We start from the raw sequence: 13,440 nt of genomic DNA on the forward strand, positions 1-13,440 counted from the left end.
TCCAACGGTGTCGACGTTTGCCACGGTGGTCCACACATGATCCGGAATACTCATATTCCGGTCCGGAATATGAGGAGGTCGGGCGCCGGATATGGGCCCACGCGTTCACTCGTTCGCAGTACCAGCCGCCTCGATGTACGCTGGTCACAGGCGTACGGCAGGACTTGGGAGGGTGTCCCATGGGTACGGGGGCTACGCAGGCCGGGGCTGGTGACGGTCGTCGATGCGACAGTTGCGGAACACTGCTCGCGGCTGACAACAACGCCCACCTGTGCGGCGCGTGCACTCGGGACCTGCGGGACCAGCTCCGAACACCACCTGCGCAGCTCCGGGACGACTTCTTTGACACCGACGAGTTCCACGCTGCTTTCGAAAGCGAAGACATCGGGAAGATATTTAAGGCGTATCGAAATCATCCATACCATCTCAAGAGGTACGGCAAGCCCATCAATCAAGAATTGCTCGCTCGCTGGCTGGGAATCAGCCAAGGGCTTGTGAGCAAGCTTGAAAGTGGCATGAAAAAAGAAGAGTACATTCCAACGTTACGGCAGTACGCCAAGAAGCTTCACTTTCCGCAACGTTTGCTGTGGTTCAAACTCGATCCACGGCAAGAATTGATCATCGTTTCACGTAGCGACGCGGAAGCTCGATCTGCACCCGCCAACTCGGCGATACCCGATTCCTTGAGTTCGACTCCCGACGATGAGTTGATCTCCGTGACCGGTATGGACACCGTTGAGCTGATTCAACGTATGCGGTCCTCATCGATCAACTCTGCGGCAGTCGACGCGCTGAACATTACGGTCGACCAACTGTGCTGCGACTACGCGCATGCTGACGCCCACAGGTTGATTGCAACCAGCAAAGAGTGGCTCAACAGGGCAACCAATCTGCTCAATAATAGACTGACACTACCTCAGCATCGAGACATTCTGCACAATGCGGGAATGCTAGCCCTGCTGGTTGGCTGCCTGGAATACGATCTTGGTCAGTCTGCCCCAGCGGAAGCAACCCGACGTATGGCGTCGAAACTCGGCGAGGAGTCCGGCGTGCCGGGCATCGTTGGCTGGTCGCACGAGATGCTGGCATGGTTTCACTTGACGGCAGGAAATCCTCGCGCCGTTGTTCCGGTCGCTGAGGCAGGGATAATTTCATCGCCGTCTCATTCTGTGGCGGTGCAGCTCTATGGTCAGCAAGCCAAGGCGTACGCGCGCATGGGAATGCGCGAACAGGTGCATGAGGCGCTGGAGCGCGGTAGCGCGCTGCTGGACAAGCTGCCGTATCCGGAGCGGCCCGACAATCACTTCGTGGTCGATCCCGATAAGTGGGACTTTTACGCTATGGACACCTACCGGATCGTCGGCGAGGACGCATTGGCTGAGCGCAACGCCAGAGAAGTGATCCGACGCAGTACGAACGCGGACGGCTTCGTCTCCTCGCCGATGCGTAAGACCGAGGCCGAGTTGACGTTGGCGGTCATAGCGGCCCGCCGTGGCGACATCGATGAGGCGTCGACACTGGGCATAGCTGCGCTGGGGGGCGGGCGCCGTAGCCGCCCCTCCCTCCTGATGGTCGCAAGCGAGCTGGACCACGAGATCCGGAAGGGTGCCGGGGGTGCACGCACGGACTTCAGTGACCTTCTCGCGGACCTCAAGCAGGCCCCCGACGCACAAGCGTAGATCAACATTCCAAGCCAGAATCTGGCGCGAAATGTATTCCTCTTCTGAATATTCCATCGGAGAATAACGCGCTCGACATGCGGATATTCTCTGACGGAATGCCATATTCCAAAATTGTCATAGTCGTATTCTGCTGTTCGCGGCTTACTTGAGGCAGCGGCCCTGCAAACCTGCAGGTCGCAAGCCAAGAGTAAGGACCCAAACAGTCATGAAGAACGCTATTCCTACTCAGGCTCCACGTCTGCTTTCGATCGCGGAAGTTGCGTGGTTGCTGGGTGTCGATAACTCGCGGGTGTGCCGTGCGATCCGGCTTGGTTTGGTGCCGGTGGTGCGTCGTCGGCGTCGGGTGCTGATTCCGGCGCATGTGCTGGCGCATCTGTCGGCCGGTGATCTTCCGGACGGTGAGCGGTGCGCAGAGCCGCCTGCTGGGACTTCCGGGCGGGGTGGTGCCTGATGAATGAGCGCATTCCGGTCGACTCGGAGGAGTACTTCACGCAGGTGGCGGCCGACCTGGACGGGTTGGCGGACGTGCCGGACGGTGCGTTGTTCGAGGTGGTGACCCAGGACGGGGCGTGCATGGTCCTGTTCCGGTTGGAGTTGGAGCCGGAGTGGACCGGGGATGACCTGACGGATCGGGAGCTGGCCGCGCGGGTGTGCGCGGACTGTCCGGTGCGGCGTGAGTGCCTGGAACTGGAGTTGCGGACCTCGGGTGATCGGACGCTTGGGGTGTGGGGTGCGCTGCCCGCTGAGGATGTGCGGGCGCTGTATCCCGTGTGGCGGTCGCGTCGTCGGCGGCTGTGCGGGCGGCTCGGCGACGAACCAGGTGCGGAGCCTGGCACGGGCGGTGGTCAGCGATGACCATGGGCTTGACGGTGGAACAGGTGGCGATTGGTGCCGCGTGCCTGTTCGTGCTGGCGTGGGTGTGGCGTGCGGGTGCGCGCCGCGCCAAGGCTGCGGCGGACGCAGCGCGGTCGGGTGCGCGGTTGCTGTCGTTGACCGGCCGGGTGTTGTTCACGGCCGGGGTGATCGTGGGTGTTCAGTGGCTGGTGCTCACCCACCCGTCGGTGTCCGGGTGGGCGGTGGTCGCGGCGTTGGGGCTGCCCGCACTGTTCGCGTCCTACACGCTCACCCGCGCTCTGACGGTGACCGCTGTGGACCTGCCGCGTAAGCGGGGTGGCCGACGATGAATCAAGATCGTTTCAGGTCGTCGCCGGCGACGATGGACAACCCTTCTGAACTGCGGAAACGTGCACCGCGGAACGGTCCGCGCGACGCTCGGCACGTGCCGCTCACGCGAGGTCAGCGGCTGGCGCAGGACGCGGCGGAAGCGGCGGACGAGCGGGCGTGGCAGACGCACCCGGACGTAGTGGCGTTGCGGATCGAACGGGTCCGGTCCCAGGTGGACCGGTTGTGCTGGGCAGGGATCGTGCTCGGGCTGGCGTTCACGATGACCAACGTTCAGGTGTTCGCCGCGTCCAGTGCTGCGGTGTGGTCGCTGCCGTGGCTGGCTGCATGGGTGCTCGATCCCACGGTGTCGCTGGTGCTGATCGCGGTCCTGCGGGCCGAACAGATCACGTCCCGCTACCAAGTGCGGACGGACCGGTGGGTGCGAGCCGCGAAGTGGTTCGCGCTCGCGGCCACGTACGTGATGAACACCTGGTCGTCCTGGGCAGCCGGGAGCGCGGCCGGGGTGGTGCTCCACTCCGTCCCGCCGCTGCTCGTGTTCGTCGCGGCGGAGGCCGTGACCGACCTCCGCGACAAGCTGACCGACGCCGTGAACGTCGCCGTAAACGCCCGTGTGAACGGGCGCAGCACCAGTCCAGTGCACGCGCCAACGGACACCGGCACGGTTACGGGGGCTGAGACGACCGCAGACGCGTCGTCGGCCGGTGAGGAGTCCGACAGCGGAGGGGCCGTCACCGACGCTGTCAGCGCGCGTCCGGCTGGTCGGCGGCGGGGGACGTTCGGCGAGTACCGGGAGACCGCGCGGCGCGCGTGGCATCCGGGCGTGGTGATCACCCCGGCGTGGGTGCGTGAGGTCACCGGTTGCTCGCGTGGCCTGTCCTCCCGGTTGGCCGCCTCGTTGCGGGCCGACCTGGTGGCTGAGTGGGACCGGGAGAGCCAGCCATGACCAACTCTCCCGAGAACTCCCGGGTGAACGGCGTGAACGGTGCCGTGAACGGGTCAGACGTGAACGGCCGTGTGAACGATGCGGGCACCAGCTTGGAACGGAAGGTGTTCGACGCGGAGGTCATCGGCGACGCTTCCACCTACGGCCGGGCAGGTGCCGGTCCTGGTGTGGACGGTCCGGTGTGGTCGGTGCTCTGGTCGGTGGCGCGTGTCGCTGGTCGGGCCTGCTGGGCGCGCGTGCGCGGGCTGGCAGGCCGGATGTGGCGGTCGGACCGGATGCGGCGGGCACGGTCGGTGACGGCCTACCGGGTGCGGAAGGCTCCGGCCGACCTGTTGCGGCTGGTGTGGTTCGTGGTTCGCGGGCATTGGCGATGGCTGGTCAAGGCGTGGTGCTGGGCCACCTACGCCGATCTGCGGACCGATGTCCGCGCGGCGCGACTGGCTGGTGACGGGGACGCGCGGCGCACCGCACAGGAACTGATCCGCGCGGACGCGAAAGCACGGTGGGCGCGTGTCGGGATCGTGCTACGGCGTGCCGTGATCGCTGTGCGGGTGGCTGGGCCGGTAGCCGTGGCGCTGTGGCTGGTCGACGCGTTCCTAGACCGGGCGGACATGTGGCCGTGGCTGGCCGGGACCTACTCGGCTATTGGCGGGGTGTGGACGGTGCTGACTACCGCCGTTCCCGTGCTGTTGGTGTGCCTGCCGGTGGTGTGGGCGGTCGCGGCGGCGTTCGAGGGCCGCGACCGCGATCCCGGCGCGGGCTGGCTGATTCAGCCAGACCGGGACGACGCGGATTCATGGGTGGACGAACGGATGATCTCCCGCGCGCTCGCACACCTCGGTATCTCGCCGCTGAACAAGTTCTTCAAAGACGGCGGCGAACTGGTCTACACGGTACCGGCCAGAAAGGACGGAGATGGCACGTTTGCTCAGGTCAGACTGCCGTTAGGGGTCACCGCGGACATGGTTGCCGGGCAGCGTCCGAAGCTGGCCGCGAACCTCAGGCGGTCCGCTCTGGAGACCTGGCCGACCCAAGGCGAGGAAGCCGGGATCTTGGATCTGTGGGTGGCCGACAAGGGCACCTTGTCCGGTGGCGCTGGACCGTGGCCGCTGCTCGACGAGACCGGGCCGGACGGCGGCCGGGTGGACGTGTTCGGTGGCGTCCCGTTCGGACTGTCCCAACGCGGCCTCGTGATCAACGCCCCGTTGATCGGCGCATCCTGGCTGATCGGCGGACGGCCGGGACAGGGCAAGACGTCCGCTCTGCGCACGCTGATGTTGGGTGCCGCGCTGGACCCGACAGCGGAGCTGTGGGTGTTCGTGCTCGGCGAGTCCCCCGACTTCGAGCCGTTCGCGCCACGGCTGACCCGCTACCGCATGGGCATGGACGACGCGGTAGCCGAGGCCGCCTGTCAGGCGTTGGCCGACCTCGCCGACGAGATGGAACGGCGCGGGAAGACTCTTGGCGCACAAACAGGGCAGCCACCCAAGGTGTCCCGCAGGCTGGCCGACCAACGCGGCCTTGGCCTACACCCGCTCGTGATCGGGATCGACGAGTGCCACGAACTGTTCCAACACCCCAAGTTCGGCAAGCGCGCCGCAGAGCTGGCCGTGCGTCTGGTTAAGCGAGGCCGTAAGTACGGCATCGTTCCGTTGTTCGCCACCCAGTCGCCCACGAAGGACAGCATTCCTCGGGAACTGACCCGCAACGTCGTGTGTGGCGTCGCGTTCTCCGTCGCCGACCACATCGCCAACGACGGACTGTTGGGATCGGGCCGCTACGCCGCTGGCATCCGCGCCACCGAACTACGCACCCACACCGACCGGGGAACCTGCGTAGCGGTCGGCGTCAACGCCGAGACGTTCGAACTGATCCGCACCTACTACGTGCCCTTCGAGGACGGGGCCGACGAGGTGACTCCCGTCATCGCGCGCGCCATGGCACTGATCGAGGAAGACGGCCGCGCGCTGCCCGCACCACCACGGGCCGAACTGGAACCAGCGCCGAACGCCGGACCGGATCACCTGACCGACATCGCGGCGGCCATGCAGGGAGAGCGCCGCGTCCGCACCCAAGTGGTTCTCGGCAGGCTCGCGGCGCAACACCCGACCTACGAAGAGTGGACCCTGACCGACCTGCGAGACGCACTCGCCGACATCGGGATCACGCCACAGAAGTCCGACGGCCGCATGGTCATCCGCGCCGAAGACATCACGGCCGCGCTCGACCACCGCACCACCGACCGCATCAGGGAGGAGCCAGGGAGTCAGGGAGTTCTCCCTACCTCCTCCCTCACCCCACCTCCCCGTCCTGACCAGCCCAAACGCACGTCAGGGAGGGCAGGGAGCACATCACGCGCAACACCTAAAACCTCCCGAAAACAGCGTCCCGGAACCGAGCATCGGGCCTCCCTTCCTGACGTGGACGGGGGTGACGACCACGGTCACTGACCCACAATCCAGCGCACTCAACGCGACACAGAAACCAGGAAGCGATGATGATCAGGAAGCACGGGACGCGGGTATCGATCCGGAGTCGTACCGATACTGGAAACGGGCGGTCTCCGCCCAACCGCCGATGACCCCGGAGGAGATCGCCGCCGTGGGAGCCGTGCTGCGCCGCATCGACGCACGGCGTGCCCGACGCGGCCAGCGGTGAACCTCCGGCCAACGCGAACGGCGCACCTCTCGGATGCCGAGAGGTGCGCCGTTCGCTGTGTTCTGGGGACGGTGAGCGACCGGTCTCAGGTGAGATCACCGAACGTCACGGTGGTCCCGTCGGGGTAGACCAGACGCAGGCGGTTCCGGTCGAACACGCGCGGGCCGGGGCGTTTGACGTACCTGTCCAGGTACAGCGTGGAGCCGCCCAGTGCTTTGGTGAGCATGGACCGGCGTTCGGAGTTGTCGGCAGCGTCCCACTGGGCAGCAATCGCGGCAGCCGGTTGCGCCTTGGTCGGGCCCTCCGGTGAGCCCTCGGACAGCGCTTCCCGTTCGGTGTAAAGCCGGTCCAGAGCCTCAACGATGGGTTTGTTGGCCTTGTCGAACGCGGCCATGGTCTTGAACTCCCGACGCCCCAACCGCTCGGACACCGCTTCCTGGAGCTGTTCGTACTCGGCGATATCGGCGTTGATCGCCGACAACCGGTCCGCGACCTGCGCGCGTGCCGCCTCCACCGCTGCCGCGTACCGGTCATCCGACAGCCGCAGGATCACGTAGGTCCGTAGTTCCTGGTCCACAGAGCGGAGGTCGGCGTTGACCTTGCCGCATCCCCGGCGTTCCTTCTCGCACGTGTAGTACTTCTTCCGCACCGGAGTGTTCGCCGACTGCGCGAACCGCTTCTTCACACTGATCGATGCCTGCTGTGCTGCCGTCTCCAGGCTCGCGCGGATCGCGGTGTCATCGATTGTGGTGTCGGGCTGGTCCCATGAGGTGACCGTGCGCACCGTGGTGCCCAGATGCTCCGCGAACGCGGCGTCGGTCATCTCCAATGCGGCTTGAAGTGGGCGGGCAAGCTGCGGCGTCCACGTGAGGTCGCGGTAGAAGCCGTCACCGTTGCGGGCCGTGAGCCTCGCGCCGCAACCGGGCTCACCGCACCGGATGATCCCGGTGCCGACATACCCGGGACCGACCTCGCCCGCTACCCGTCCTTTGCGGCGGGCGGCGTACTTGGAGCGCAACAGGTCGAACTTGCGCGGGTCCACGATCGGCTCTCCCGGCATCGTCGCGACCAGTTCCCCGTCTGACTCGACCAGCCCGGCGTTCGTCGGACGGGACAGCACGGACTTGACCGTCAGCCGCACCCACCTACGGCCCTCAGCCGTGAACAAGCCCTGGTCGTTCCACTCCCGAGCGATGACCGCTTCGGAGATGCCGGACAACGCCGCGTCTGTCGCCTCAGCCAGCGCACGACGTTCCCGCGCCACCAGCGCGTCCGGCACCATCGGACGGTCGTCATCGGTCTCGCCCTCGCCGGGCGTCCACGTCAGGTCCCGCCCAGGCCACCCGAACCGGCGCGGTCCGCCGATGTGCCCCATGCCGTTCTCCCGGAACGTGCGGAACCGACGCTTGATCCGCCGCGACGTGTCGTCCGAGGACCGCGCCGCGTGCGCGACCTCAATCCGCAGGATGAACCGGTCATCCGGGTCCGCCAGATCACGCGAACCGTGAGCACTGACGACAACAAAGCCCTTGTCCGCGAGATCGATCAACTTTTCCAGGTCGCGCGGCTGCCGGAACAGGCGGTCGGTGTGCCAGACCACGATCCCATCCGACGCACCCGACGCCACCCGCTCCAGCAGCTTCGCCCAGCCGGGACGACGCACGTTCTTCTTCCACGCCGACAGACCGTCGTCCAACTCCTGGCCCAGCGTGCCGCCCAACCGCTCGATCACCCTCCGGTTGTCCGCCCACTGCGTCTCGATCTTCTCGAACTCACCCGTGTTCGGGTTCTTCGACAACCGCGCATACGAGTCGAACACCGGCACACTAGTGGCCTGACCTGCGCTAACGTTCTTCCGTGTCCCCATGTACCGACTGTATGTCGACAAATGGGAGTTCGCCTAGCGGCGGGCACCGACAGTTCCGGGCGGCCGAGGCCGGGTTGTCCACAAGGGGTTGGTGGTGGGGCGGCCTGCCCGCGTTGTTCGGTGACGTTGTTCGGTGACGTTGTTCGGTGACGGCGGGCAGCCGCAGCCGGGAACGCACCTCACTCGATCGGATGTCGAGTGACATCACATCGAAGGTCGAGGTCGACCTTCGATGTGATGTTGAGAGTCCCGGTCGCGGCTGAGATCGACACCGGAGGACGACCCCACCTGCCGAACCGTCGACCGTCAGGCGCCCGGTAGGAGTGTGTCGAACGGGACCGGGGCGTACGGGTCCCTCGGCGGTGGGTCACCCCGCCGGGTCATGCGTGTCGCCAGTTCTTCTGCTGCCCTCGTGACGCGGTCGGCCAGCCGGGACGGAGCCACCGCACCTCCCCAGTCCTCGGGGGACGCGAACACCGTGGTCGGGACGACCTCCGCGTGCAGGTACGCGAACAGGGGACGCACCGCGTGGTCCAGCACCAGGGAGTGGCGGGCCGTGCCGCCCGTCGCCGCGGCCAGGACCGGTGTGCCGCGCAGCGCGTCCTGCTCCAGTACGTCGAAGAACGCCTTGAACAACGCGCTGTACGATGCGCTCACCGTCGGGGTCACCGCGATCAGGCCCGCGGCTCCCGCCACCGCGTCGATGGCTGGGGCCAGTGTGTCCGACGGGTAGCCGCTGACCATGTGGTTCACCAGGTCGTGTGCGTGGTCGCGGACCTCGATCACCTCCACGGTCGCCGTGCCGAGAGCGGCGACCGTCGCCTCGGTCAGGCGGTCGGCCAGCAGCCGGGTGGACGACGGGCGCCGCAGGCCCGCCGTCACCACCGCCAGCCTCATGGCCGCACCGCCGGATGGACCGGCGCGTCCGGGACGCCGGGGGCTCGCCGTGACTCGAACTCCTTGCGCAGCACCGGCACCACCTCCTCGCCGAGGAAGTCGATCTGGTCGAGCACCGCCTCGGGTGGCAGGCCCATACCGTCCACGTTGAACAGCTGGCGCTGGTAGTCGCCGAAGTCCTCGTGGAAGCGCATCGTCCGGTCGAGCACCTCCTGCGGGCTGCCCACCGACAGCGGCGTCGTCCGCATCGTCTCCGCCAGGGACGGGCCACCACCGTAGATCGGCGACCGGCGGAAGTACGGTTCGAACTCCCGCTTCGCGTCCTGCGAGTTGCGGCGCATGTACACCTGCCCGCCGAGGCCCACGATCGCGTGCGCCGCCGGGCCGTGACCGTGGTGCTCGAAGCGAGCGCGGTACAGGTCGATCAGGCGCCTGGTGTGGTCCACCGGCCAGAAGATGTTGTTCGCGAAGAACCCGTCGCCGTAGTAGGCGGCCTGCTCCGCGATCTCCGGGCTGCGGATCGCACCGTGCCACACGAACGGCGGCACCCCGTCCAGCGGCCGCGGCGTGGACGTGAAGCCCTGCAGCGGCGTGCGGAACCGGCCCTCCCAGTCGACGACGTCCTCGCGCCACAACCGGCGCAGCAGCGCGTAGTTCTCCACCGCCAGCGGGATCCCGTCCCGGATGTCCTTGCCGAACCACGGGTACACCGGGCCGGTGTTGCCCCTGCCCATCATCAGGTCCACCCGGCCCTCGGCCAGGTGCTGGAGCATCGCGTAGTCCTCGGCGATCTTCACCGGGTCGTTCGTGGTGATCAACGTGGTCGACGTGGACAGGACGATGCGGTGCGTCCGAGCGGCGACGAAACCGAGCAGGGTGGTCGGCGAGGACGGCACGAACGGCGGGTTGTGGTGCTCGCCGGTCGCGAACACGTCCAGCCCGGCCTCCTCCGCCCGCACCGCCGTCTCGACCATCCGTGTCAGGCGCTCGTGCTCGGTGGGCGCCCGCCCCGTCGCCGGGTCGGGCGCGATGTCCCCCACCGAGAAGATGCCGAACTGTGTGCCGGGCATCGTCAGAACGTGAACTGGTCGCGGTGCGCGGCCAGCCAGGTCGCGAAGTCCTGCAGCCGCGGGTTGAGGGTGCGGACGAACTCCGGGTCGCGCGCACCGGCGAAGAACGCCTCGTGCTCGGCGTAGTAGAAGAACATGTTCGCCAGGTCGTCGGCACCGTCGGCCCCGGAAGCACGCAGCGCGTCGACGTCGAACGCCTGGTAGACGACCTCCTCGCCGAACTCCTTGCCGAACCGCTCCGCGTACTCGGCGCCGGTCAGGTTCTCGCCCGCGATGCTGATCGTCGCGCCCGCCAGCTCCGTGCCGCGCTGGAAGATCGCGTACGCGGTGCGTCCGATGTCGTCCACGGCGATGCCCGACAGCTTGCGGTCCCGCATCGGCAGCGCGAGCACCAGCCTGCCGTCCTCGCCACGCTTCGGCGAGAAGTACTCCAGGAACGACTCGAAGTAGAACGTCGTGGACAGGAACGTCGTCGGGACCCCCGCCTCGGTGAAGAACCGGTCCGCCTCGGCCTTGCTGTCGAAGTGCGGCACCTTGTACGTGCCCTGCAGCGTCGGCACCCGCTCGTCGTCACCCAGGTGGTCGCGGGTGTCCGGCAGCGTCGACCACACCACGTGCGCGAGACCCGCCGCCTTCGCCGCGTTCGCCATGTTGCGGGCCTGCGCCTGCTCGCGGGCGGTGTCGTTGTACTCCCAGAACGCGGTCACGAAGTACGCGCCGTACGCGCCGTCGAGTGCCGCGCGCACGCTGGCCTCGTCGTCGAGGTCAGCGGCCACGACCTCCGCGCCGCGGGCCGCGAGGGCCTGCGCCGCGGCCGAGCCGGGGTCGCGGGTCAGCGCCCGGACGGCGAAACCGCCGTCCGGGTCGTCGAGGATGGCGCGCGCGACGCCGCCACCCTGCTGTCCGGTCGCGCCGACCACCGCGATGATCTTCTTGTCGCTCATCGGGACTCCTTGCTTGTCGGGATGTCTGGTCCCGATACAAGTCCCGCGACATTGGCGTCTCGTGCACGTCCGGTGCACGTGCCGTCAACACGGGCCTACTCGCGCGCCGCGCCGACCTTCCAGTAGCCGGAGAACATGATCCGGCGGCGGTCCACGCCCCGTTCCCTGACCAGGTGGCGGCGCAGCCCGGTGGCGATCGCGGACTCACCGCACAGCCACGCGTATCCCAGGTCAGCCGTATCGGCGTCGGCGATCGCGGGCAGCAGCCGCGACCCGGGCGCCTCGTCGCCGCGGACCAGCCACGTCACCTGGCGGTCGCAGTCGATCGGCAGCCGGTAGCCGTCGTCCGGGACCTCGACGAACGCGTGGATGTCCGTGTCCTGGTGCGCCTCGAGGATCGCCGACAGCGCGGGCAGCGCGGTCTCGTCGGCGGCCACCAGCCGAGGGCCGGCCTGCGCCGGCTGGTAGGTGGCGTTGCCCGCCCGGAACCCCACCACCTGACCGGGCTCGGCCCGCGACGCCCACCGCGTGCCGGGCCCGGCGTCGCCGTGGAGGATGAAGTCGACGTCGATCTCCGCGTCGGCGGCGCGCAGCTTGCGGATCGTGTACCAGCGCAGGTCCGGCCGCTGGTCCTCCGGCATTCTCCGGATGGCCTGCCGCACGTTGATGCGGTCCTCGCTCGGCATGGTGACCGCGGCCGCGCCCGCCGGTGGCATGAGCAGCCCGAAGTACTCGTCCGCGCCGGTGAGCGTGTGGCCCGCGAACTCGTCCGCCCGGAACGTGATCCGCCGGACGTACGGTGCCAGGTCGACCGTATTGACGACGGTCATCGTGAACTGGTCGTACACCGCGCGCTGCGCGGGCGCGGCCATCACCAGCGACACGGCCTTGTCGAGCACCTTCATCTGCAGCCGCTCGAGCGTGGAGTAGTTAGGCATGCCTAACCTTAGCCGAAGCGGGCGAGAAGTCCATCCACCACGATCTCCAGCCCCAGCACCGCGAGACCCGGACGGGCGGGCGGAATCGGCAGGTCCGCGGCCGCCGCGGTGCGGTTGGCGAACGTCTCGCCGTCGAACTTCTCGAACCGGCCGAGCACCGCGCCGTACAGGTGCTCCCACACGATCCGCGACACGTCCGGGACGTCCGCCTCCGGCACACCCGCGGCGTGGAACGCGTCGAGCAGCCGCCGCACCACCGGCATCACCCTCGGCCCAGCCAGCCCGTCCAACGTGATCGCGAGGACCGACCACGGATCCGCCGCCAGCACCTCGTACGCGGCGGACACCAGCCCGAGGATCTCGGCCCTCGGGTCGTCGACCTTGTCCGGCACCACCATGTCCGCCGCGACCGCGTCCAGCATCGCGACCACCACGCCGTCACGGTCCCCGGCCACCTGCCGCACGGCCGTCATCGACGTGCCCAGCTCCTCGGCCACCGACCCGACGGACACCGCGTGCAGCCCGGCGCGGCGCGCCACGGTCCGCCCCGCCGCGGCGATCGCGTCCCGGTTCGGCGCGGTCGCCGCGGCGGGGCGGACCGTCACCGGCCGGCCGTACGACACCGTGGGCACCGGCTGGCCCATCCTGGCCGCGAACCCGTCGAGCATGATCGCGACCTTGTCGTCGAGCCAGCCGCGCCGCTCGAACCGAGACGCGTCCGGCCCCTCGTACAGCTCGCGCAGGCTGCGTCTGCCGCGCGGGGTGTCGAACACCCGGCCCATCCGGCGCACCCCGATCTCCGCCGCGATCGTCACGTCCGCCGCGAAGTCGACGGCGATCACGGCGTCCCGCGCGGACAACCCCGCCTCCACCAGCCCGACGACGCACTGGTCCGCGATCCCCAGCGCCTTGCCCGGCATGCACGGCACCTGGAGGACCGTCTCCGCCATCCCCGGGTGCCGTTCCAGGAACCGCCAGACCGCGTCCACGAACGACGTCACGAGCTCCCGCCAGCCCATGTCCGAGGAATCCGGCCAGTCGAACTCGCGCAACGCCAGGTCGAAGGCCGCGAGCAGCAGGTCGTCACGGTCGTGGACGTACCGGTACAGCGTCGAGTGGCTGACGCCCAGCCGTCGCGCGACCACCGGCATCGACAGGTGCGGCAGACCCTCGGCCAACGCGGCCCTCGCCACGTCGTCCCTGGTCAGCGACGGTGGCCTGCCGGGGCGGCGAACGGCCCGGGACTCCGTGTTCAC

Annotated in this window: 12 protein-coding genes; 6 read left to right on the top strand and 6 right to left on the bottom strand. The window is 68.1% G+C overall.

Going from position 1 to position 13,440, the window contains the following annotated elements:
• Positions 1-179: 179 nt before the first annotated feature.
• The 6 genes from FHR82_RS34530 (at position 180) to FHR82_RS34555 (ending at position 6,468) form a co-directional block, all read left to right on the top strand.
• Positions 180-1,679: a helix-turn-helix domain-containing protein gene (locus FHR82_RS34530; protein WP_184814810.1), complete on the top strand. Its 1,500-nt coding sequence runs from the start codon at positions 180-182 to the stop codon at positions 1,677-1,679.
• Between the two features lie 453 nt (positions 1,680-2,132).
• On the top strand, positions 2,133-2,537 hold the full coding sequence (locus FHR82_RS34535) for a WhiB family transcriptional regulator (protein WP_184814811.1): 405 nt from the start codon (positions 2,133-2,135) through the stop codon (positions 2,535-2,537).
• Positions 2,534-2,866: a hypothetical protein gene (locus FHR82_RS34540; protein WP_184814812.1), complete on the top strand. Its 333-nt coding sequence runs from the start codon at positions 2,534-2,536 to the stop codon at positions 2,864-2,866. The genes FHR82_RS34535 and FHR82_RS34540 overlap by 4 nt, the downstream gene beginning before the upstream one ends.
• 95 nt (positions 2,867-2,961) lie before the next feature.
• Complete coding sequence (locus tag FHR82_RS34545) at positions 2,962-3,810, top strand: hypothetical protein (protein WP_184814813.1); 849 nt, start codon at positions 2,962-2,964, stop codon at positions 3,808-3,810.
• A gap of 341 nt (positions 3,811-4,151) precedes the next feature.
• A complete protein-coding gene (locus tag FHR82_RS34550) occupies positions 4,152-6,260 on the top strand; it encodes a hypothetical protein (protein ID WP_376706465.1) in 2,109 nt (702 codons plus the stop codon).
• A complete protein-coding gene (locus tag FHR82_RS34555; protein WP_184814814.1) occupies positions 6,241-6,468 on the top strand; it encodes a hypothetical protein in 228 nt (75 codons plus the stop codon). The genes FHR82_RS34550 and FHR82_RS34555 overlap by 20 nt, the downstream gene beginning before the upstream one ends.
• Before the next feature lie 85 nt (positions 6,469-6,553).
• Here the strand turns inward: FHR82_RS34555 and FHR82_RS34560 are convergent, their stop codons facing one another.
• From FHR82_RS34560 to FHR82_RS34585, 6 genes are all read right to left on the bottom strand, one after another.
• The gene (locus tag FHR82_RS34560) at positions 6,554-8,335 is read right to left on the bottom strand and encodes a recombinase family protein (protein ID WP_221464658.1); all 1,782 of its coding nucleotides are present in this window, start codon (positions 8,333-8,335) and stop codon (positions 6,554-6,556) included.
• Positions 8,336-8,641: 306 nt separating this feature from the next.
• Entirely contained in the window at positions 8,642-9,232 is a 591-nt protein-coding gene (locus tag FHR82_RS34565) for a CE1759 family FMN reductase (protein ID WP_184814815.1), read from the bottom strand.
• A complete protein-coding gene (locus tag FHR82_RS34570; RefSeq protein ID WP_184814816.1) occupies positions 9,229-10,302 on the bottom strand; it encodes a CE1758 family FMN-dependent luciferase-like monooxygenase in 1,074 nt (357 codons plus the stop codon). Before FHR82_RS34570 ends, FHR82_RS34565 begins: the two co-directional genes overlap by 4 nt.
• Before the next feature lie 2 nt (positions 10,303-10,304).
• Positions 10,305-11,246 (bottom strand): NmrA/HSCARG family protein, encoded by a 942-nt coding sequence (locus FHR82_RS34575; protein WP_184814817.1) that lies wholly within the window; start codon positions 11,244-11,246, stop codon positions 10,305-10,307.
• A gap of 95 nt (positions 11,247-11,341) precedes the next feature.
• On the bottom strand, positions 11,342-12,184 hold the full coding sequence (locus tag FHR82_RS34580; protein WP_184814818.1) for a siderophore-interacting protein: 843 nt from the start codon (positions 12,182-12,184) through the stop codon (positions 11,342-11,344).
• Between the two features lie 8 nt (positions 12,185-12,192).
• On the bottom strand, positions 12,193-13,440 hold the full coding sequence (locus FHR82_RS34585; protein WP_221464659.1) for a helix-turn-helix domain-containing protein: 1,248 nt from the start codon (positions 13,438-13,440) through the stop codon (positions 12,193-12,195).

Origin of the sequence: Actinophytocola algeriensis, from assembly GCF_014203735.1 — a bacterium.
GTDB lineage: Bacteria > Actinomycetota > Actinomycetes > Mycobacteriales > Pseudonocardiaceae > Actinophytocola > Actinophytocola algeriensis.